The sequence below is a fragment of the Caballeronia cordobensis genome (genome assembly GCF_001544575.2).
Taxonomy (GTDB): Bacteria; Pseudomonadota; Gammaproteobacteria; order Burkholderiales; family Burkholderiaceae; genus Caballeronia; species Caballeronia cordobensis.
The window spans coordinates 106,653-126,071 of record NZ_FCNY02000016.1 but is presented as its reverse complement, the minus strand read 5'-3'; the positions used below and the strand labels follow the sequence as shown (position 1 = coordinate 126,071).

At 61.6% G+C, this 19,419-nt stretch carries 21 protein-coding genes; 8 read left to right on the top strand and 13 right to left on the bottom strand.

The annotated features are described in order from the left end of the window. Positions 1 to 30 precede the first annotated feature (30 nt). Genes AWB70_RS27300 through AWB70_RS27290 form a run of 3 tightly spaced genes read right to left on the bottom strand, consistent with a single transcriptional unit; the run spans position 31 to position 2,701 of the window. Positions 31 to 1,227, bottom strand: coding sequence for a CaiB/BaiF CoA transferase family protein (locus tag AWB70_RS27300; RefSeq protein WP_053569980.1), 1,197 nt, complete (start codon positions 1,225 to 1,227; stop codon positions 31 to 33). A gap of 58 nt (positions 1,228 to 1,285) precedes the next feature. Further along, the gene (locus AWB70_RS27295) at positions 1,286 to 1,957 is read right to left on the bottom strand and encodes a glutathione S-transferase family protein (RefSeq protein WP_014192928.1); all 672 of its coding nucleotides are present in this window, start codon (positions 1,955 to 1,957) and stop codon (positions 1,286 to 1,288) included. Between the two features lie 12 nt (positions 1,958 to 1,969). Then, complete coding sequence (locus tag AWB70_RS27290) at positions 1,970 to 2,701, bottom strand: SDR family NAD(P)-dependent oxidoreductase (protein WP_060854218.1); 732 nt, start codon at positions 2,699 to 2,701, stop codon at positions 1,970 to 1,972. Positions 2,702 to 2,879: 178 nt separating this feature from the next. On the opposite strand from AWB70_RS27290, the gene AWB70_RS27285 reads away from it, so the two are divergent. The 3 genes from AWB70_RS27285 (at position 2,880) to AWB70_RS27275 (ending at position 5,471) form a co-directional block, all read left to right on the top strand. Next, a complete protein-coding gene (locus tag AWB70_RS27285) occupies positions 2,880 to 3,590 on the top strand; it encodes an SDR family oxidoreductase (RefSeq protein ID WP_053570307.1) in 711 nt (236 codons plus the stop codon). A gap of 23 nt (positions 3,591 to 3,613) precedes the next feature. Further along, positions 3,614 to 4,204 (top strand): 2-hydroxychromene-2-carboxylate isomerase, encoded by a 591-nt coding sequence (locus AWB70_RS27280; RefSeq protein ID WP_053569979.1) that lies wholly within the window; start codon positions 3,614 to 3,616, stop codon positions 4,202 to 4,204. Positions 4,205 to 4,283: 79 nt separating this feature from the next. Beyond that, positions 4,284 to 5,471: an acetyl-CoA C-acyltransferase family protein gene (locus AWB70_RS27275; RefSeq protein WP_053569978.1), complete on the top strand. Its 1,188-nt coding sequence runs from the start codon at positions 4,284 to 4,286 to the stop codon at positions 5,469 to 5,471. 82 nt (positions 5,472 to 5,553) lie between these two features. On the opposite strand, the gene AWB70_RS27270 is transcribed toward AWB70_RS27275, so the two are convergent. The 7 genes from AWB70_RS27270 to AWB70_RS27245 all read right to left on the bottom strand — a co-directional run bounded on the left by AWB70_RS27270 (position 5,554) and on the right by AWB70_RS27245 (position 11,865). Then, positions 5,554 to 6,063, bottom strand: a complete 510-nt coding sequence (locus AWB70_RS27270) for a MarR family winged helix-turn-helix transcriptional regulator (RefSeq protein WP_053570306.1) — start codon at positions 6,061 to 6,063, stop codon at positions 5,554 to 5,556. 75 nt (positions 6,064 to 6,138) lie between these two features. Then, positions 6,139 to 7,464, bottom strand: a complete 1,326-nt coding sequence (locus AWB70_RS27265) for an LLM class flavin-dependent oxidoreductase (protein ID WP_053569977.1) — start codon at positions 7,462 to 7,464, stop codon at positions 6,139 to 6,141. A 47-nt stretch (positions 7,465 to 7,511) separates the two neighbouring features. Continuing rightward, the gene (locus AWB70_RS38885) at positions 7,512 to 7,667 is read right to left on the bottom strand and encodes a hypothetical protein (protein WP_159680325.1); all 156 of its coding nucleotides are present in this window, start codon (positions 7,665 to 7,667) and stop codon (positions 7,512 to 7,514) included. Positions 7,668 to 7,708: 41 nt separating this feature from the next. After that, a complete protein-coding gene (locus AWB70_RS27260; protein WP_053569976.1) occupies positions 7,709 to 9,058 on the bottom strand; it encodes an MFS transporter in 1,350 nt (449 codons plus the stop codon). An 89-nt stretch (positions 9,059 to 9,147) separates the two neighbouring features. Further along, positions 9,148 to 10,281: a porin gene (locus tag AWB70_RS27255; RefSeq protein ID WP_053569975.1), complete on the bottom strand. Its 1,134-nt coding sequence runs from the start codon at positions 10,279 to 10,281 to the stop codon at positions 9,148 to 9,150. A gap of 59 nt (positions 10,282 to 10,340) precedes the next feature. Then, complete coding sequence (locus tag AWB70_RS27250) at positions 10,341 to 11,054, bottom strand: NAD(P)H-dependent oxidoreductase (protein WP_014192919.1); 714 nt, start codon at positions 11,052 to 11,054, stop codon at positions 10,341 to 10,343. A gap of 82 nt (positions 11,055 to 11,136) precedes the next feature. Continuing rightward, positions 11,137 to 11,865 (bottom strand): SDR family NAD(P)-dependent oxidoreductase, encoded by a 729-nt coding sequence (locus AWB70_RS27245; protein WP_060854217.1) that lies wholly within the window; start codon positions 11,863 to 11,865, stop codon positions 11,137 to 11,139. Positions 11,866 to 12,075: 210 nt separating this feature from the next. On the opposite strand from AWB70_RS27245, the gene AWB70_RS27240 reads away from it, so the two are divergent. Further along, a complete protein-coding gene (locus AWB70_RS27240; protein ID WP_235024365.1) occupies positions 12,076 to 12,660 on the top strand; it encodes a TetR/AcrR family transcriptional regulator in 585 nt (194 codons plus the stop codon). Here AWB70_RS27240 and AWB70_RS27235 read toward each other — a convergent pair. Continuing rightward, on the bottom strand, positions 12,652 to 13,755 hold the full coding sequence (locus tag AWB70_RS27235) for a helix-turn-helix domain-containing protein (protein ID WP_053569973.1): 1,104 nt from the start codon (positions 13,753 to 13,755) through the stop codon (positions 12,652 to 12,654). The genes AWB70_RS27240 and AWB70_RS27235 overlap by 9 nt on opposite strands. Positions 13,756 to 13,913: 158 nt before the next feature. Here AWB70_RS27235 and AWB70_RS27230 point away from each other — a divergent pair, with 158 nt between their 5' ends. Further along, positions 13,914 to 14,774, top strand: coding sequence for an AraC family transcriptional regulator (locus AWB70_RS27230; protein WP_235024361.1), 861 nt, complete (start codon positions 13,914 to 13,916; stop codon positions 14,772 to 14,774). Positions 14,775 to 14,814: 40 nt separating this feature from the next. Here the strand turns inward: AWB70_RS27230 and AWB70_RS27225 are convergent, their stop codons facing one another. Continuing rightward, a complete protein-coding gene (locus AWB70_RS27225; protein WP_053569972.1) occupies positions 14,815 to 15,876 on the bottom strand; it encodes a Glu/Leu/Phe/Val dehydrogenase dimerization domain-containing protein in 1,062 nt (353 codons plus the stop codon). 46 nt (positions 15,877 to 15,922) lie between these two features. Continuing rightward, positions 15,923 to 16,948: a dihydrodipicolinate synthase family protein gene (locus tag AWB70_RS27220; RefSeq protein WP_235024360.1), complete on the bottom strand. Its 1,026-nt coding sequence runs from the start codon at positions 16,946 to 16,948 to the stop codon at positions 15,923 to 15,925. A gap of 225 nt (positions 16,949 to 17,173) precedes the next feature. On the opposite strand from AWB70_RS27220, the gene AWB70_RS27215 reads away from it, so the two are divergent. The 3 genes from AWB70_RS27215 to AWB70_RS27205 all read left to right on the top strand — a co-directional run bounded on the left by AWB70_RS27215 (position 17,174) and on the right by AWB70_RS27205 (position 19,295). Then, on the top strand, positions 17,174 to 17,941 hold the full coding sequence (locus AWB70_RS27215) for an SDR family NAD(P)-dependent oxidoreductase (protein ID WP_053569970.1): 768 nt from the start codon (positions 17,174 to 17,176) through the stop codon (positions 17,939 to 17,941). A 127-nt stretch (positions 17,942 to 18,068) separates the two neighbouring features. Then, entirely contained in the window at positions 18,069 to 18,815 is a 747-nt protein-coding gene (locus AWB70_RS27210) for an enoyl-CoA hydratase-related protein (protein WP_053569969.1), read from the top strand. 51 nt (positions 18,816 to 18,866) lie between these two features. Further along, the gene (locus AWB70_RS27205) at positions 18,867 to 19,295 is read left to right on the top strand and encodes an RrF2 family transcriptional regulator (RefSeq protein ID WP_053569968.1); all 429 of its coding nucleotides are present in this window, start codon (positions 18,867 to 18,869) and stop codon (positions 19,293 to 19,295) included. The last annotated feature ends 124 nt before the right edge of the window (positions 19,296 to 19,419 follow it).

Sequence of the window (19,419 nt, the reverse complement as noted above, 5' to 3'; positions counted from 1 at the left end):
CGATGTAAGCGACAGATACACGCAGCGGACTCAGCCCGCGCGCGCTGCCCCCGATGTAATCAGCCCTTCGATTTGCGCGTCGCTCAGTCCCACTTCAGACAGGATGTCGCGCGTATGCTCGCCGATACCGGGCGCGGGTCCGCGAATGGCGGAAGGCGTATCGTCGAAGCGCGCGGCAGGCGATGGCTGGCGCACTTCGCCGACGAACGGCTGTTCGAGCGTCTGCACCAGATTCATCGCGCGGACCTGCTCGTTGTCGATGATCTCGTTGCGCCGTAACACGGGAGCGCAAGGCACATCTGCGCGATCGAGACGACGCAGCCACTCGTCGCGTTCACCTTCACGCAGGATCGCCGCCATGATGTTGATGCGCTCGATGCTGTTCAGGTTGCGGAATTCCGCCGTGGCGAAGCGTTCGTCTTCCTTGAGTTCGGGCCGTTCGACTGCATCGCAGAAGCCTTTCCATTCGGCATCCGAAATAGTTCCGACCGTCATGAATCCGTCCCGCGTCTCGAACACGAGATCCGGTCCCACATTGGTTGCGGCCGCGGTGCTTTCGCGGCCGACCACCGTGTACTGCATCATGGCCTCGGGCCAGAGAAACGACAGCATCGTGCCGAGCAACGACAACCGGATGTGTTGGCCGAGCCCCGTCTTTTCACGGGCGAACAACGCGGCGGTGATTGCTTGCGCGGCAAAGATCGAAGTCGTCTTGTCCGCGAGAATCGTACGGATCATCTGCGGGCGGCGTGTGGTCTGCTCCGACTGAATGTCGGCCATGCCGGAAAGCGCCTGAATCATCGGGTCGTAGATGCGCTTGCGTACATACGGGCCATCGTCGCCGACGCCGGTGATCGAGACATAAATAGTGCGTGGATTGATCTTGCGAACATCTTCCCAGCCGATGCCGAGCTTCTCGGTCGTGCCGGGACGAAAGTTCTGCACGAGCACGTCGGCTTTCAGAAGCAGCTTGCGAAACGCGGCCATCGCTTCCGCATTCTTCAGATCCAGCGCAATCGAACGCTTGCCGTGATTGGTCGAAATGAAAAGCGCGGAGAACTGGCCGTTTTCACTGACTTTCTGGCGACTGCGGCGATTGATATCGCCACCGGGAGGCTCGACCTTGATTACGTTCGCGCCCTGATCGGCGAGATGCATGGTGGCGAGCGGGCCCGCCACCACGGTCGAAATATCCAGTATGGTGACGCCGCTAAGAGGTCCGGACATCATCTTCTCCAATGAATGACACGTTTCCAGAAACCGTTTTCTGTGGGCACATCCCGCGCTATCTCGGGATGCGCATGAGATCGGGAATGCTCGCGGGATCCATGAATGTCTTTCTGAACGCGCCCTTGTAGGCGGGACGGTTCGAATGCTGTTCGTGGTACGCGACGATATTGGGCGGCAACTCGAAGCTATATTCGATCGCCCAGTCGATGCAGGTGGTCAGAAGAATATCCGCGCAACTGAGCTTGCCTCCGACCAGAAACCCGCTCTTGTCGATCAACGGCGCGATCGCCTGGAGCTGGTCCATGAAGTACTCCTTGGCGGCCTTGCACGCGGTCGGCGATTCGCCATAGAGACTCGAAAATGTCGTATGGCGGCGGATCACGTAGAGCGTGTGCGCGTCGAACTCCGTCATGATGAAAAAGCACCATTCGTTCAGCTTGGCGCGCGCCTGCGCCGTGGCCGGCACATAGATGCCGGGCGGCGGCGCGAACGCCTCGCTGACGTAGCTGATGATGGCCGCGCTTTCCGTGACCACGACATCGCGATGCCGAAGCACCGGCACCTTGTGCCGCGGATTGATCTTCAGGAATTCTTCGGTATAGGTTTCGCCGCTGCGTGGATGCACCGGATAGAAGGTGTAATCCAGTCCCATCTCCATGAGCATCCAGTGGACTCTGAGATTACGTACCGTGCCCATGCCCCACAGGGTCAGGTCTGTCTCCTCCATGACGCGCTCCCGTCAGAACTTCTCGCTATAGGGCCGCAGATCGGCTTCGAGTGTCCATGCGCTGCGATGCTGCCGATGAATCTGGTAATACGTTTCGGCCACTTCATCGGTCGATAACATGCCGTCGGGCGGCATGCTCTTGGCCAGATCCGGAAACAGCCGATGGATCGCCGGCATGTTCACCGCGCCGTCGATAATCACTGTGGCCGCGTGGATGCCCTTCGGTCCGAACTCCCGCGCAATGCTCTGAATCACCGCACGAGTTGCGAACTTAGCTGCTGCAAACGCGCCGAAGTTCGCCCCGCCGCGCAGCGATGAGGTCGCGCCCGTGAAAATAATCGTGCCCTTGCCGCGTGGCTCCATGTGCCGCACCGCTTCGCGTGCGAATACGAACGCGCCAAATGCACCCAGCCGCCAGACTTTCTCGAAAGCGTCGCCGCTAATCTCCAGCAACGGCTTGCGATGCTGTGCGCCCGCGTTGTACACCGCGACTTCGATCGGCCCGATCTCCTGCTCGATCGTCGCGAGCGCCTCCACGATCTCGCGCTCCACGCGCAGGTCCACCTTCATGCCGGTGGCTTCGCTACCCGCCTCGCGCAACTGCGCGGCGTAGCCCTGCAACTTCTCCAGATCGCGGGCAAACATGACGACGTGATAGTCCGGCGCGAACCGCCGTGCGATCGCTTGTCCCAGTCCTTCTCCGACCCCCGCTATGACCGCCACCTTCTTCGATGTCCTGTTCATCGCTGCTCCGTCTGAGTTCTGTGTCGCCGCGGCGGTTGCGCCGGGGTTCGTGCTATTACCGATTTGCAAATCTGCAGCGGTGGAACTACGATACGTGTGTCCACACCTAATTGCAAGGAGACACCCACCCGTGAATACCCTCATCGCTTCTGATACTGCCCCGCGCACCGCGCTCATCATGGGCGCGGGCGACAGCCTGGGCGCCGCGCTCGCCCGGCGCTTCGCCCGCGAAGGCATGACCGTATGCATTGCGCGGCGCAACGCCGAGCAACTTCAACCGCTCGTCGAGGAGATTCGCGAAGCGGGCGGCAATGTCCATGCTTTCGGCTGCGATGCGCGCAAAGAGGAACAAGTGATTGCGCTATTCGGGCAGATCGAAAAGGAGATTGGCCCGCTTGCCATCGTCGTGTTCAACATCGGCGCGAATATTCAGTTCAACGTGCGCGAAACCACGGCGCAGAAGTACTACAAGGTCTGGGAAATGGCCTGCTTCGCGGGCTTTCTGACCGGGCGCGAAGCGGCCCGCTACATGGCGCCGCGCGGTGAGGGCACGATCTTCTTCACCGGTGCGACGGCCAGCATTCGCGGTGCGGAGGGATTCTGCGCCTTTGCCGGCGCCAAGCATGGCCTGCGTTCACTGGCTCAGTCGATGGCGCGCGAATTCGGCAAGCAGGGTTTGCATATCGTGCATCCGGTCATCGACGGTCCGATCGACACGCCTTTCGTGCGCGAACGCTTTCCCGAACTCGTCGCCGAGCGTCCCGCCGATGGCCTTCTCGCGCCCGACGATATCGCCGATACCTATTGGTTCCTGCACACGCAAAAGCGCAGCGCATGGACGTTCGAGCTCGATATCCGTCCTTTTCTTGAAGTTGTCACTAACTTCTAATCACGTCGCACAAGGGAGTCTTTATGTCCGGCAGCATCGACTTTTATTTCGATTACGGCAGTCCGAGCAGCTATCTCGCCTACAAGCAGATACCCGGCGTGATTCATCGCACGGGCGCGAGCGTCAACTATCGGCCGATTCTTCTTGGCGGCGTATTTCAGCAGACCGCGAATCAGTCGCCCATGGACATTCCGGCGAAGCGTGAGTGGATGGTCAACGATCTGAGCTTCTTTGCGAAACGCTACAACGTGCCCTTCGAGCTCAATCCGTTTTTCCCGATCAACACGCTCGTCCTCATGCGCGGCGCGATCTTCGCTGAACGCGAAGGCTTTCTGGACCGCTATTCCGACGCGGTTTTCGATGCGATGTGGGGCCGTCCACGCAACATGTCCGATCCAGGCGTGATCGGCGAAGTCCTGCAGGCCGCGGATCTGGACGTGGCGCGCATCGTCGCGGCGACGCAGGACGCGCAGATCAAGGACAAGCTGAAAGCGGACACACAGGCGGCGATCGAGCGCGGCGTGTTCGGCGCCCCGACGATCTTCCTGGGCAAGCAATTGTTCTTCGGCCAGGATCGCGTTCCGTATGTCGAGGAACTGCTCGCGAAAGCGTGAACACGCTCGACGCGTCATGCGCCGCCGCCACGCGCGGCCGGCGCGAACTCATTCCATCCACGAATTCAGGTGATATTCGATGACAGCTTTGCAGGAAGTCTTTGTGGTAAGTGCGGTGCGTACCGCCATCGGCACCTATGGCGGCAGCCTGAAGGAAACGCCGCTCAACGAACTCGCGACACTCGTCGTCAAGGAAGCGCTTGCGCGGGCCGCCGTGCCAGCGGACCGAGTGGGTCATGTGGTGCTCGGCAACGTCATTCCCACCGAGCCGCGCGATGCGTATCTGAGCCGCGTCGCCTCACTCTCGGCCGGCCTGCCGGTATCGACGCCGGCGTTCAACGTCAACCGCCTGTGCGGCTCCGGGGTGCAGGCGATCGTGTCGGCCGCGCAGTCGGTTGCGCTCGGCAACTGCGGCATCGCCGTGGCAGGCGGCGCGGAATCGATGTCGCGCGGACCGTATCTGATGCAGGCCGCGCGCTGGGGCGCACGCATGGGCGACACGCAGTTGCTCGACTACATGACGGGGGTTCTGCATGATCCGGTGCACAAGATCCACATGGGCATCACCGCCGAAAACGTCGCCGATCAGTTCGACGTGTCGCGCCTCGACATGGACACGCTCGCGGCGGAAAGTCATCGCCGCGCGGCGGCTGCGACGGAGAACGGTTATTTCCGCAGCCAGATCGTACCGGTGCCCATCGTCAGGTCGCGGCAGGCCTTGACGTTCGACATCGACGAGCACGTGAAAGGCGATACGAACGTGGAGGCGCTCGCAAAAATGAAGCCGGCGTTCCGCAAGGACGGCAGCGTGACGGCGGGCAATTCGTCGGGCATCAACGACGGTGCGGCCGCGCTTGTGCTGGCCTCAGCCGAGGCAGTGAAGGCACATGGGCTGACGCCGCTCGCGCGGCTCGTCAGCTACGGCCATGCGGGTGTCGAGCCGACCATCATGGGCATCGGCTCGGTGCCGGCCGCGCGTCAGGCGTTGCATCGCGCGGGCCTGTCGACGTCCGACCTCGCAACGGTCGAAGCCAACGAGGCGTTTGCCGCGCAGGCCTGTGCCGTCACGCGGCAACTGGAACTCGATCCGGCTATCGTGAATCCGAACGGGTCGGGCATCTCGCTTGGCCATCCGATCGGTGCGACCGGCGCAATCATCTCGACAAAGGCGATTCACGAGCTGCATAGAATCGGCGGCAAATACGCGCTCGTGACGATGTGCATTGGCGGCGGCCAAGGCATTGCCGCAGTCTTCGAACGCTTCTGAGTGACGCGCACGCGCACCCAAAAAAACGGGCCGCCAAAGTTGGCGGCCCGCGGTATCTCTTCGAAGCGATCAGCAGAAGGATTCATTCCGGCTCGGCAATGTCTTCGATACGCGTGTGCGCCCGGAACATATGAACGGTGTCGCGCAGCGTCTTGCGCAGCAGCTTCCATTGCTCCGGACCGACGGCCTCGTAAAACGCGAGTTGTGCCTCCTGCCACGCCTGTTCGCTGGCACGCAGCGCGTTGCGGCCCTTGGTCGTCACCGTCAGGTTTTTCACCCGGCGATCTTCCTCGCTCTGCTCGATCATGAGCAGGCCGCGCGTGATCAACGGCTCGGTCAGGCGCGTCACGCTCGTGCGGTCCATGAGCAAGGCCTTCGCCACTTCGGTGACGCGCGCCGGCGCGAGGGCTTCGATATTGACGATCAGCGTGTACTGCGAGATGGACAGCGGCACGTCTTTCATCTTCGCGTTATAGAGACCGGTCAACAACCTCGACAGCCGGTTCACGTCGAAGAGTGCGCATTGCGAAACCAGATCGACCTTTTCCACCGGACCGGCCTTCGCTTTCTGAGTTTGAACACGTGCGTGCATGGAACATCCCTGCCAGTTGACGGACCCGATGCCCATATTACGTGACAACGCACCTATTTTCAAGTGTGGATCCGTTCAGAAATAGCGATTTGCCGGCCGATTCAGACCAAGATGGTCACGCAACGTCGAGCCTTCGTAACTTTTTCGAAAGATTCCTCGGGCTTGCAGAATCGGCACGACATGATCGACGAAATCGTCGAGACCTTGTGGCAAGTAGGGAAACATCACGATGAAGCCGTCGCACGCCTGCGCGCCGAACCAGTATTCGAGCTGCTCGGCGACCTGCTGCGGCGTGCCGACGACTTCATGCCAGAAGTAACCGCCCACGCGCCGCGCGATATCGCGGATCGTCGTGAGACCTTCACGGCGCGCGATATCGAGCACGCGCTTCTGGCTGCTCACGCCCTGATTGGTGCGAGGCAGATCGGGCAGCGGCTCGTCCGGATCGAAGATCGAAATATCGTGTCCCAACGCGACCGAAAGCGATGCGAGCGCGCTATCGGTATGCACCAGGCTATCCATCATCGAGCGCTTTTCTCGCGCTTCTTCTTCCGTCCTGCCGACCACCACCAGCGTGCCGAGCATCACCTTGCACGGCGTGTCCGCGCGGCCTGCCGCCGCGGCTTGAAGCCTGATGTCCCGATAGAAGGACTGCGCCCCTTCCAGCGTGGTCTGCGCCGTGAAGACGACATCGGCCGATTCGGCGGCAAGCCGCATGCCCGCCGGCGACGCCCCGGCCTGCACGAGCACCGGCCAGCCCTGCGGCGGCCGCGCGATATTGAGCGGGCCCTTGACATCGAAAAACCGCCCGTGATGATCGAGCACGTGCATCTTGCGCGGATCGAAGAACACGCCCTCTTCGGCATCGCAGACGAACGCATCGTCTTGCCAGCTATCCCAGAGACCCGTGACGACGTGCACGAACTCGCGCGCCAGATCGTAGCGCTCGTCGTGACCGCGCAAGTCGTCGAAGCCGAAGTTGCGGGCGACTTCCGGGTTCGCCGTCGTGACGATGTTCCAGCCCGCACGGCCCGCGCTCAGATGATCCAGCGACGCAAAGCGCCGCGCAATATGAAACGGCTCGTCGTACGTGGTCGATCCCGTCGCGACGAGCCCGATACGCCGCGTCAGCGACGACAACGCGGACAAAAGCGTGAGCGGCTCGAACGAGGTCGCCGTGTGACTGCGCTTCAGTCCGTCCATGGGCATGTTAAGCAACGCCAGATGGTCGGCCATGAAGAGCGCATCGAAACACGCGCCTTCGAGTTTGATGGCGGCACGCGTCAGCTCGGCGAGATCGAAGTTCGCGCGCGGATTCGCACCGGGAAAGCGCCATCCGGCCGTGTGAATCGTGGTCGGCCGGAAGAACGCCCACAGGCCCATCTGTTCGCGCTCAGTCATCACGTGCCTCGCTGCGTTCTTCGTCGCGCGTCATGAGTTTCATCGCATCACCATTCGCGCAGCAGCTCCGGGATGCTGTGAAAGTCCATCCAGTCATAGTGCGTATCGCGGTGCAAGGTTCGGCCTTCGTGCGCTGGAAGAGACTGGGGCGCGACGCGCTGGCTGTCGGTGTTATCTGCTATCTCGTGGGTTTCATCGATCATGCTCAGGCTCCGAAAGTGCGTGACTGAAATCGGTGGAAAGCTCAATCCGGGGTATCGAACTGAAGGCTGCCGTTGCCGGGATTCGCCGATGCACAGCGCCGATGGTTGACCCCCGTGATCGCGAAGGCGCCGATAGCGGATGCCACCGCGATTGCCATGAAGCAGGTCGTCGGCGGCAGATTCAGGCTGACGAGCGCGCCGATCAGAAGCGGAGCGACGATCGCACCGACGCGTCCCACGCCCGCCGCCGCGCCGAGCCCGACCGAACGCGATGCAAGCGGATAGAACTGTCCTGTGTACGCGTAGCACAGGTTCTGCGTGCCGACCACCGACGCACCCACGATCGCGATGAGCACGAAGAGCGCCGTCTGGTTCGGCGCGTAGCCGAGCGCGGCGAGCGACGCCGCACCCATCGCATAGAAGAACGCGAGCACCCATTTCAAGCTGAAGCGGTCGCCGACCCACGCGCCGATGATCGTGCCGATAATCACGCCCGCGTTATAGACGAGCAGGAACGTGAGCGCGGCGCCCAGCGTGTGGCCCGAGCGTGTGAGCAGCGTCACGAGCCACGTGCTCATGGCGTACAACATGAACAGCCCCATGAAGAACGCGACCCAGATCAGCACCGTGCTCTGCGCGCGCCCGTCCGCGAACAGTTGTCCGAGCGGCGTACGCGCGCCACGCTCCGCCGCCTGGCCGACGAAAACCGCGTCCGGCGCGAAGCGCTGATCCGGCAGAATGCGCTGCAACACCTTGCGCAATTCATCCTGCTTGTTGGTTTTGACGAGATACGCGAGCGATTCGGGCATCCACGCCATCACGAAGGGAATGATCAGAAGCGGCACGCCCGCGACGATGAAGACGGAGCGCCAGCCGTATGCCTCGATGCAGGCCTTGCCGATCAGCGCCGCCAGCACGCTGCCGATGGTATAGCCGCACATCATCAGTCCGACGAGCCGCCCGCGGCTGCGGCGCGGCGCGTATTCCGACATATGCGCGACCGCGTTCGGCAATGCGCCGCCGATCCCGACGCCGGCAAGAAAGCGCATGGCGCTGAACAACAGCGGTTCGGTCGCGAATCCCGCTGCCAGCGTGAACGCGCTGAACAGGAAGATCGAGATCGCAAAGACCTTGCGACGGCCGATCCGGTCGGCCACCGCGCCCAGCACGATGGCGCCGAACGCCATCCCGAAGAGCGCGGAACTCGCCATGAAGCCGGCGGCGGCCGCGCTGACCTTCATGTTGGCCATGATCGCGGGAAGCGCAACGCCCGGCACGGCGAGGTCATACCCGTCGAGCACGACGACGAGCGAAGTCCAGAGAAATACGACGAAATGGAAGCGGTTGAATCTCGCCCCATCGACCTTTTCCTGCACGTTGATCCTGTCCATGAAATCGTCTCCTGACTGCCGTTCGAGTAATGTTTGATCGCCGGCTTCATCGCGCGAAGCGGCGTTTGCCGCGGTGTTTCCATCGACGCTCAGAACGATTGCCGGATGCCCGCCATCACGCCGAGCTGCCCTTGCCCGGCCGGTGGTGTCGTGCCGCCGCCGCCCGCGCTCACCGAATAGCGCGCGCGGGCGCTGTTCGACAAATACGCGGTTTGCAGATAGACCGCCGTCCGCACGGACAGCAGGTAGGTGCCGCGCAGGACGCCCATCGTCGCGCGCGCGTCCTGCGGTGCATTGACGATGCGGAACACTTCGCCATCGAGCACGAACGAGGGTGTGAACGGATACGACACGCCCAGATAGAACAGATTCGAATGTGCGCCCGGCACGGTGGCGGAACTGGTCACGACATTGCGGCCAATCCAGCCCGCACCGATGCGCGCGCCCTGCACCTTGACCCAGCCATTGGCTTGCAGACGCACGTCCTTATCGCCAGGGTTGGTGATCGGAATCGGCGCGTTGCCATTGAAGAAGTTTGCCGCCGCATTCGGGCCGCCGCGCTGTTCGTCGTAGGCGGCGGCGAGACCGAACACCGTGGAGTCGTAACGCAGCATCGCGGAAATCTGGCGGCATTGCGTGAACTGCCCCGGCGCCGATCCCGCGCAGGTGCCCTGGCCGGGCGAGTTGCCAGTGCCCGCGGAATCGCGTCCGAAAGAATAGGTCGCGCCGAGCGTGAAGCCTTTCCACATGCCCTTGTAGCCGACGGTGTTATCGCTGCGTGCATTCGGCACGTAGGCGTCGAGCGACGCGATACCGTAGATGTTCGGCCCGAGAATGTCGGCGTCGCTGTCCATGAGGTAGGTCATCGAATACTGGCGGCCGAACATGAGCGTGCCGTACGCGCTGCTCAACCCGACCCACGCCTGCCGTCCGAAGAGCCGGCCGCCCTGCCCCAGATCGCCGCCACGCACGTTGAAGCCGCTTTCCAGAACGAACTGGGCCGCGTAGCCGCCGCCGAGATCCTCGCGGCCACGCAAGCCCCAGCGCGACGGAACCTCGCCCGTCACGCCTGGCATGCGAATGACGCGGTCGTCGCTCGCATTGGCATGCGAGACATATTCGACGCCGGTATCGACAATGCCGTAAAGCGTCACGGACGATTGTGCGAAGACCGCCGGACTCGTCAGTGCGAGCATGCTCCACAAGAAACGATGCTTCGTCATGGTGTTCTCAGGGATACGTGAATGGAGCGCGAATGCCTGCTTGCGCGGTCGAGCAGGGCTCACGCCGCGCCGTGCGCTTTGGGCCGCAACAACTCGTCGAAATCTTCGAGACTGGGGAACACCATCGGCTGCTGAGAATCGAGTGTCAGCAGCCGCTCGCGATACGCGTCGAGCAGCGCGGTGCGCTCTTGCTGGCTGATGTACGGCACGTGCCAGCCGATGAAAGGCGGCAACACGTCGAAACCGAGATAGCCGAGCGTGCCGCGCAAAAGATGCTTCAGCAGATCGGGAAGCGGACCATGCACGCCATCCGCATCGAACATGTGCGGCTGTCCGCCCAAGGTCAGCGAGACAAGCGCCTTCTTGCCCTTCAACCCGCCGCGATCGTAGAAGCGCATGCCGCCATAACAACGGCCCGATACGAACACGCGATCGAGCCATCCCTTCATGATGGCGGGCATCGAAAACCAGTAGATCGGGAAATTGAAAATGATCAGATCGGCCCACACGACCTTGTCGAGTTCCGCCTTGATATCGGGCGCGAGCAGGCCGTTGGCATCGGCATGGCGCTGTTCGAGCGCGTAGACGAGATAGTCGTCGTTGGCGCGGCCGAGAAAGTCGTTCGGGCTCGCCACGGGGTTGAACTTCATCTCGTACAGATCGGACACGCGCACGTCGTGTCCGGCTTCGGTCAGCACATCGGCGGCCGCATCGCGCATGGCCGTCGTAAAAGAAGCGGCTTCCGGGTGTGCATGCACAATCAAAGCATTCATCGTGATTCACCAGAGAGGCATTCGAACCGGCCGCACGCTTCGGGCGCCGGCCACGGGGTACGTCGGCGGAATTTCACGCCGTTCAGAACTTCTCGCTATAGGGCCGCAGATCGGCTTCGAGTGTCCATGCGCTGCGATGCTGCCGATGAATCTGGTAATACGTTTCGGCCACTTCATCGGTCGATAACATGCCATCGGGCGGCATGCTCTTGGCCAGATCGGGAAACAGCCGGTGGATCGCCGGCATGTTCACCGCGCCGTCGATGATCACCGTGGCCGCGTGGATGCCCTTGGGCCCGAACTCCCGCGCAATGCTCTGAATCACCGCACGGGTGGCGAATTTCGCTGCCGCGAACGCGCCGAAGTTCGCCCCGCCGCGCAGCGACGAGGTCGCGCCCGTGAAAATAATCGTGCCCTGGCCGCGTGGCTCCATGTGCCGCACCGCTTCGCGTGCGAAGACGAACGCGCCGAATGCACCCAGCCGCCAGACCTTCTCGAAAGCGTCGCCGCTAATCTCCAGCAACGGCTTGCGATGCTGTGCGCCCGCGTTGTACACCGCGACTTCAATCGGCCCGATCTCCTGCTCGATCGTCGCGAGCGCCTCCACGATCTCGCGCTCCACGCGCAGGTCCACCTTCATGCCAGTGGCTTCGCTGCCCGCATCGCGCAACTGCGCGGCATAGCCCTGCAACTTCTCCAGATCGCGGGCAAACATGACGAGATAGTCCGGCGCGAACCGCCGTGCGATCGCCTGTCCCAGTCCCTCTCCGACCCCCGCTATGACCGCCACCTTCTTCGATGTCCTGTTCATCGCTGCTCCGTCTGAGTTCTGTGTCGCCGCGGCGGTTGCGCCGGGGTTCGTGCTATTACCGATTTGCAAATCTGCAGCGGTGGAACTACGATACGTGTGTCCACACCTAATTGCAAGGAGACACCCACCCGTGAATACCCTCATCGCTTCTGACACTCGAAAAATCGGCGACGGTTCGATTCCTGAAACCGTTGCTACCTCTTGATCGACGTGCCGCGCCGTGCGCGCATGTCCAGCGCTGCGTCGCGAGCGGCGCTGCTCGATGCGGTTCACACGTTGAGTCGCGATAAAGGCATCGACAATGTTTCCGTCGATGAAATTGCGTGCAGGGCCGGATTGCACAAGGTGGCGGTTTATCGACTGTTTGGATCGAGGCAAGCGCTCCTGCTGGAATACGTTCTGCGTCACTGCAACGTATTACGCAATATCTTCGACGAAGCGTCCGGGGCTCAACCCGATGATGCGCGGCGTCAGATCTTGCACGTCCTCTCGCGCTTGTCTCCGGGCTTGATCGGCAGGATTCAGGCGATGCAGACGCAATGCACGCGACGCAACGATGCCATCGCCCACTTGCTCGATAACGAGTCGATGAGTCTGCGCGAACATCTGACGAAGCTGTGTATCGGCATGAATGCGCGCGAGCCGGATATGCTGAGCTTCGCGCTATTCTCGGTGTGGCAAGGCGTCGCTTTCAACGCGTGGACCGGAGCGGAATTACCGTCTCCCGATGCGCTGATGAAACTGATCGAGCGCTTGCTGAATGCGTACCAGCCAGGTGAACAGACGCTAACGTGACCCGCTCGTGCCCATGGCGCGATAGATCGTGCCGCGCGATACGCCGAGCCGCCGGGCCGCGCGTGCGATGTTGCCGTCGTTGGCCGCGAGCGTTTCGAGGATGAGCCGGTTGTGCTGGTCGGCGAGACGGTCATCGCGCGACACGGCGATATGCATTTGCGCCGGTCCGTGCGCGGGCGATCCGGATATCGACATGCAAACGGTAAGACCGTTCGGCAAACGATGCAGTACGGTTTCATCGCTCATGCGCAGCACGTCGAACGCAATTCCGAAGATTGTCTCGACATCGCAATTCGGCGCGCGCGAGACGCCCAGCAAACGTGCGCCGACGCCGTTGATCCATACGACGCGCCCGTCTTGCCGAACCCCTGCCAGCCCGGCGGAACCCGGACCGATCATGTCCGTCGCGAGGTGAAACTCGATGAGTCGATATCCCGCCGGTTGCATGCGCAGCAAGCGATTCTCGATCGATGCGGCATACGTCATGACGATTTCCTTCGCGTCGAAGCCGAAGGCGCGGGACTCGACCGCGATGTTCAAGATGCCTGCAAGTCCGCCATGCCAGTCCAGGACAGGCGCGGCCGCGCAGCGTATCGATGCGTGTCCCGCGAAGTAATGTTCGGCACAGTCGACCTGCGCCGCACCTCCGCTCTGCATCACAATAGCCGGCGCGCTCGTGCCCATCGCCTCCTCCGACAGATCGACGCCGACGCGACACCATTGCCGTACGAGCTCGCCCGATGCCGGGTGTTCGGAACCCGCGTGAATGACGACGCCCGCCGGATCGAGAAGCGACATCACACAGCCCGTATGCGTGAGCGCAGCGTCGAGCTTGCGCAACGCCGGATCGGCCGCATCGACGATCTTCTGGCTACGCCGCAGACTGTGCTTCATTGCGTGCTTCGGCAGGAGCGTCGGCACAACGCATTCGTGCGTCGAACGGCCCCGGCTCAGGCAACGTTCCCACGATTGAATGATCGACTCGCTGACCAGACCTGAAGGACGCTGTCCGTCGAGCACGAATCGTTCGCGCGCGCGTATCTTGCGCAGTTCCGCGCCGAATATCGTCGACAGGCCGTCGCTCCCGCTGCTCATGCATCACCTCCCTCTCCCGATGAATGAAGTATGCAAAGTCATTTCAGCGATCGATAGAACGATTTTGCGCACGCGCATCTGCGCGCAATCCGACAAAAACGTTCTATCATCCGCAACGAGATCGCCCGATACTTCGACGAATACCCGCGACCCTGACGATGCGTTCAAAGAACGGTTCGACCACTGACTTCGTGCATTTCACCGCCGGTGCGCACTTGCGCGCGGGCGTGGAAGTCATGCACGCGAGTTTTGGCACACACCGTTTCGCGCCGCATCTGCATGAGACGTGGTCGTTCGGTGCGGTATTGTCCGGCGCGCAGAACAATGCCATCGGGCCTGAGCGCAACATCATCGAGACAGGGCAGTTGATCCTGATGCCGCCGTATCGGCCGCATGCGGGCTGTGCGGTCGGCGAGCAGCCCTGCCAATACGTCATGCTCTACGTCAGCGACGAGCAGTTGCGCGAGCGCGCCGACGCCCTCGGCCTTCATGAAGTCAATTTGCCCGCCACTGGTGTAAGCGATCCGTGGCTCGTCGATTTAATGGCGTCGTTCGTGTTCGCGGCAATCGAGAGCGAGCGCGCCGGCAAGCATCCGTCTCCGTCGCTGGACCGCGCGTTCGAGCGTGTCGTCGATCAGATTCTGATCCGTCACGCATTCGCGCCGGTCGATTCCGACGATTTCTACGCGCAACGATACGAACGTCGCCTCGACGCCGCGCTCGCACATCTGAAGGCGAATCTCAATGAAGCGATCCCTTTGAACGAACTCGCACGCCACGCGTCGCTCTCGCCCGCGCATTTCTGCCGGCGCTTCAGTCAGGCGTATGGCTTGCCGCCGCATCGCTATCAACTCGTGCTGCGCATTGCGCAAGCCAAGTCGATGTTGTACGCAGGCGAAGACATCAGCCGCGTCGCGTTGCTCGCAGGCTTTGCCGATCACAGCCACTTCGGCCGCCAGTTCAAGAGTTGTTTCGGCTTTCCGCCTGGGCATCTCACGAGAAGGTTCACCGCACGCTAGCCGCGCTTTGCGCATGCGGTGAAGCTTCGATTGTGCGACGTCAGACTCGCTTGCTTGCGGCGTCGAGACGCGCGAGTGCGAGATCGATCGCGGCGGAATGCGTTGATATCACCGACCGCTCCGCTTCGCTCAGCACGATATCGACATTGCGGGCGATACCTTCGCGCGTGTGCGTCTCCGAGCCAGCCTCCGAGCGGTGATGAAACTCGATGCCCGACGCGTACATCAGACCGCCCGCATTCGCGATGAAATCCGGAACATAGACGATGCCGCGCGCCTTCAACGCATCGGCGACATCGTCGGTCGCGAGTTGATTGTTCGCGGCGCCGCAGATGATCTTCGCCGACAAATTCGGCACCTTGCAGTGCGTCAGCACGCCGCCGAGGGCGCATGGCGCGAGCACCTCGCAATCGGCAAGCATCGCTTCTTCCGGCTCGACCCACTTCGCGCCGATTTCCTCCGCAAAATCCCTGCGCGACCGATCGATGTCGGACACCGTCAGCGTTGCGCCCTCCGCCGCGTAGTCGCGCGCGATCAGCGTACCGATCCCGCCCAGACCGACGATGCTCACGCGCGAGCCCTTCATCGACGTCTTCTTCAGCACGCGCCGGACCGCCGTGCGGATCGCCGTATCGAGACCGATGTACGTGCCGTACGTCGTGCCGCCCGCCCCGCCCGCTTCCTTCGAATAGCCACCCGCAAACGGTGTGCGACGGCGAATCACGTCGATATCGAGCGGCCCCGTCCCGACGTCCGGCGCAACGTGATAGTTGCCGCCGAGCGCATGCACGTGATCGGCTACGTCGAGGAGAATCGCTTCCTTGATCTGCGGCGTCAACATGAAGTCTTTCGGCAAGGGAACAACCGTCTTGCCGCCGCCGCTGCCGTTGTCGATGGCGGCCGCCTTCAAGGTCATCGCCTGCGAAAGGCGCAACACGTCTGCGATGCCCGCGGCACTGTCGTCGTAAGTCTTGATCCGCAAGCCGCCGATTGCCGGACCCAGCGCAGTCGAATGCACACCGATCATCACGGGTAGTCCCGTGCGTTTTCCGGGCTTGATTTGAAATACTTCGTGATCGGTGGGAATAGCGAGGTTGCTCACTTCAGGCTCCAAGAATGAATTTAAATAATGCGGAATCGTCGAACGCTTACGACATGAGCCGCTCGACAGCGGCCTTCATCGCCCGGTCCTTCAGGATCGAATCGAGCTCCAGCAGACGGATTGTCCTGAGCGGCATGCGCGAGGGACCGCAGTCCACGCCGGCCAGGACGCTGATGGCCTTGAGTACGTTGGTCAGTCCATACTGCATCGCCAGCTTGAGCAGATTGCTCACGTCGGCTTGCATATCTTCGACTTCGACATCGCGTTCGCGCGTATAGGCGTCGAACATGCGGTGGAAATACTTTCCGGAAAAGTTGTAGCTCATTCCGACTGCGCCACGCACGCCGATCTGAAGCGCCTTGAGCAACAGATCGTCGCGTCCGAAATAGACTTTTCCTTGCGCGCCTAGCTGATCTTGCACACGCGCAAGTTCAGAGAGATTGTCGTCGGTGAACTTGACGCCGGCGAAGTTGGGAATACGTTGCTGCGCACGCACGACGATCTCCGAGGCCGGCACATTGAAGTTCGTCAGCATCGGGATATGGTAGTAATACAGATCAGTGTCCGGAGCCGCTTCAGCGATGTGCTGAAGACACGCAACGGCATCGTCGGCATTCGACGGCTTGAGGAAATACGGCACGACGGCTGCCACACCATCGGCGCCAATCGATTGGGCGTGCGCGGCGAGATCGGCCGCTTCGCGCAAACTGGTGTGGCCAACGTGCACCATGACCTTGAGCTTGCCTGCTGACTTCTCTCGCCAGTATGAGGCGAGCCGCTTGCGCTCCGATGTGTCGAGCGAACTGCCCTCGCCCGTCGTACCGCACACGAATGCGCCGTCCACGCCATCGTCGACGAGACGATCGATCTGTCGATTCACCGCGTCGAGCGCAAGTTCGCCGTTCGCGCCAAATGGCGAGAATACTGCCGCAATCAATTCCAGTCTGTTCATGATTTCTCTGCTGTGAAGAGATTCGTTCAATGCATCTCTGCAGTATGCGAACGACATGCGTGGACGGATAGAACGTTTTTGCGCTGTACGATTCCCAGCTCGTGCGACGGATGAATGCACTGTTCCACTTCGAAACAGTTGGGCGCGTGCGATCGCGGTTTGTTCGATTCTTCGGTGCGTTCGAGCGAAGTCCATTAGCCGCGAACACGCCGTCGCGCGGACCTTCGCGCGACATTCACGGCGCATGTACCGGCCACGATGCGTTGTTCGAACAGGAATTCGTTTGAAGCAGCTATGTCTATTGACTAAGCTGAACGGCTCAAACCAATCCTCAAGAGGAACATCATGTCTCTGCTGCAAGACAAAGTCGTACTGATAGTCGGTGGCACATCGGGTATCGGCGCTGAAGCCGCGAAACTGTTCGCCGATGAAGGTGCGAAGGTCGTCGTTACAGGGCGACGCCGTGTTGAAGGTGAAGCCGTTGTCGACGCGATCACGAAGGCCGGTAAGGAAGCCTTGTATCTGGAAGTGGATGTCGCAAATTCATCGAGCGTGAACACGATGATGGACACGATCGTCGCGCTCTACGGCCGTGTCGATTGCGCGTTCAATAACTTCGGTATCTCCGACGGGCACCGCATGTTGATCGATCAGGACGAGGACACGTGGAATGAAGTCATCGACGTGAATCTGAAGGGCGGATTCAATTGTCTGAAGGCGCAGTTGCCGGTGATGTACGAGCAAGGCAGCGGCTCCATCGTCTTTACTTCGTCGGTCCTCGCGCAAGTGTTCATTCCGGGCGAATCCCTTTACAGCGCGAGCAAAGGCGGCCTCGAAGCACTGGCCAAGGCGGCTGCGCTCGAATCGGCCGATAAAGGCGTACGCGTCAACGTCGTATCGCCGGGTCTCACACGCACGCCGATGACGGAAGGATCGTTCAAACTGGATGAAGCGAAAGGCTACGCCGTGCATCCACTTGCCGCGGCTCACCCGATCGGACGCACGGGCGAACCGGTCGAGATCGCTCAAGCGGCGTTGTTCCTGTTGTCCGACCGGGCGTCGTTCGTCACGGGACAAGTGCTCTCCGCCGACGGCGGATACACCGTCAAGTAACGCCCCCCCGCGCAGACGCTATCGCCGACGTTGGCAACCGGGGTCGATGAGGTTATAGTTACGATAACCATTACATACGAACGTCGGCCGTGGTTGAAATGCTGCGGCGACGCACAGTGAGGCGCTTATGTCCAGCTATGTTCAGTCGGCGATGCACGGCGGCGTGCTCGAATTGAGAATCGATCGGCCCGCTTCGAAGAACGCGATCACGAGCGACATGTACGCTCAGCTCGCACGCGCATTGCAGGATGCGGACGCATCGGACGAAGTCGAATCGATCATTTTGATGGGCGGTGACGGCATATTCACCGCAGGCAACGACATCGAGGACTTCGTCACCTTCCCCCCGGTTACGGACGATGCGCCCGTCTGGCGCTTTTTCCGCGCGCTGATGCACGTCCGGCAGCCGGTCATCGCCGCGGTGGACGGCCCCGCTATCGGAATCGGCACGACCATGCTGTTGCACGCGGATTTCGTGTTTGCAACGCCACGTTCGTTCTTCGCCATGCCGTTCACGAGTCTCGGCATCACACCGGAAGGTGCGGCAAGCGTTCTCCTTCCGCTGCTGGTCGGCCGTGTCAAAGCCGCCGATCTGCTGCTTTGCGGTAGCCGCATGTCCGCCGAGCAGGCGGCGTCCTGGGGTCTCATCAATGCCGTCGTGGATGCCGACGCGCTGCGCGCCACGGCATACGACCGGGCGCGTGCACTCGCGAAGTTACCTGCGGACGCCGTGCAGCGGACCAAGCGGCTGATGAAAGAAGGAGTCGAGCAATGGGTGATGCGTCAGTTTGCGTCTGAACAGCAATCGATGGTTGAGACCGTCACCTCGCCCGCAGCGAAGGACGCGTTCGCGCGCTTTTTGCAGCGGCGCTGAGCGTCGCGGACGATCCGTCATTCCGGCAACCATTCAATCGCGTCTTGTCTCATGAAGTCGACCAAATTCGTGACGTGCTGCTACATCATGTCGTTCGTCGCAGCGCATGACCCGCAACAGTTGTCCACGGCGACCATCGCGAAGTGGGTCGATACGCATGCGGCGCGAGCGCGCCAGCTCGTCTCGCTGCTCGTGAAGGCCGAACTGTTGAAGTCAGTCAGAGGCGGTGCCGGCGGCGTGATGCTCAATCGTAAGCCAACGCAAATCACGCTGCTCGATATCTACGTCGCCGCCGGCGATGCGGACGCTTCGTTCTTTCATATCGACAATCCATTTTCCGCATGGTCGGATCATTGCAGCGTGCATGACGTGCTAGTCGGCGTCAGGACTGATGTCATGAAGCAGACGCGGAAGTCGCTGAAGGCGGTCAAGCTCTCCGACGTGTTCGTGCCGTGGAAGGAAGTGGCTTCGGATCGGTGAACGCCCTGCCGCAAGCACGAAGTTCAAATCTTGCATGCTGACCGGCCAGTTGATCCAGCTAGACGGCGCCGCGCATCTCGGGCCGGGCCTGCACATGATGTGCCGCGTGATCAGAGCACGTGAG

Excerpts from the sequence above, each read along its gene's own strand:
- AWB70_RS27300 (WP_053569980.1), bottom strand. The coding sequence starts at position 1,227 with ATGTCCGGACCTCTTAGCGGCGTCACCATACTGGATATTTCGACCGTG.
- AWB70_RS27295 (WP_014192928.1), bottom strand. The coding sequence starts at position 1,957 with ATGGAGGAGACAGACCTGACCCTGTGGGGCATGGGCACGGTACGTAAT.
- AWB70_RS27290 (WP_060854218.1), bottom strand. The coding sequence starts at position 2,701 with ATGAACAGGACATCGAAGAAGGTGGCGGTCATAGCGGGGGTCGGAGAA.
- AWB70_RS27285 (WP_053570307.1), top strand. The coding sequence starts at position 2,880 with ATGGGCGCGGGCGACAGCCTGGGCGCCGCGCTCGCCCGGCGCTTCGCC.
- AWB70_RS27280 (WP_053569979.1), top strand. The coding sequence starts at position 3,614 with ATGTCCGGCAGCATCGACTTTTATTTCGATTACGGCAGTCCGAGCAGC.
- AWB70_RS27275 (WP_053569978.1), top strand. The coding sequence starts at position 4,284 with ATGACAGCTTTGCAGGAAGTCTTTGTGGTAAGTGCGGTGCGTACCGCC.
- AWB70_RS27270 (WP_053570306.1), bottom strand. The coding sequence starts at position 6,063 with ATGCACGCACGTGTTCAAACTCAGAAAGCGAAGGCCGGTCCGGTGGAA.
- AWB70_RS27265 (WP_053569977.1), bottom strand. The coding sequence starts at position 7,464 with ATGACTGAGCGCGAACAGATGGGCCTGTGGGCGTTCTTCCGGCCGACC.
- AWB70_RS38885 (WP_159680325.1), bottom strand. The coding sequence starts at position 7,667 with ATGATCGATGAAACCCACGAGATAGCAGATAACACCGACAGCCAGCGC.
- AWB70_RS27260 (WP_053569976.1), bottom strand. The coding sequence starts at position 9,058 with ATGGACAGGATCAACGTGCAGGAAAAGGTCGATGGGGCGAGATTCAAC.
- AWB70_RS27255 (WP_053569975.1), bottom strand. The coding sequence starts at position 10,281 with ATGACGAAGCATCGTTTCTTGTGGAGCATGCTCGCACTGACGAGTCCG.
- AWB70_RS27250 (WP_014192919.1), bottom strand. The coding sequence starts at position 11,054 with ATGAATGCTTTGATTGTGCATGCACACCCGGAAGCCGCTTCTTTTACG.
- AWB70_RS27245 (WP_060854217.1), bottom strand. The coding sequence starts at position 11,865 with ATGAACAGGACATCGAAGAAGGTGGCGGTCATAGCGGGGGTCGGAGAG.
- AWB70_RS27235 (WP_053569973.1), bottom strand. The coding sequence starts at position 13,755 with ATGAGCAGCGGGAGCGACGGCCTGTCGACGATATTCGGCGCGGAACTG.
- AWB70_RS27230 (WP_235024361.1), top strand. The coding sequence starts at position 13,914 with ATGCGTTCAAAGAACGGTTCGACCACTGACTTCGTGCATTTCACCGCC.
- AWB70_RS27215 (WP_053569970.1), top strand. The coding sequence starts at position 17,174 with ATGTCTCTGCTGCAAGACAAAGTCGTACTGATAGTCGGTGGCACATCG.
- AWB70_RS27210 (WP_053569969.1), top strand. The coding sequence starts at position 18,069 with ATGTCCAGCTATGTTCAGTCGGCGATGCACGGCGGCGTGCTCGAATTG.
- AWB70_RS27205 (WP_053569968.1), top strand. The coding sequence starts at position 18,867 with ATGAAGTCGACCAAATTCGTGACGTGCTGCTACATCATGTCGTTCGTC.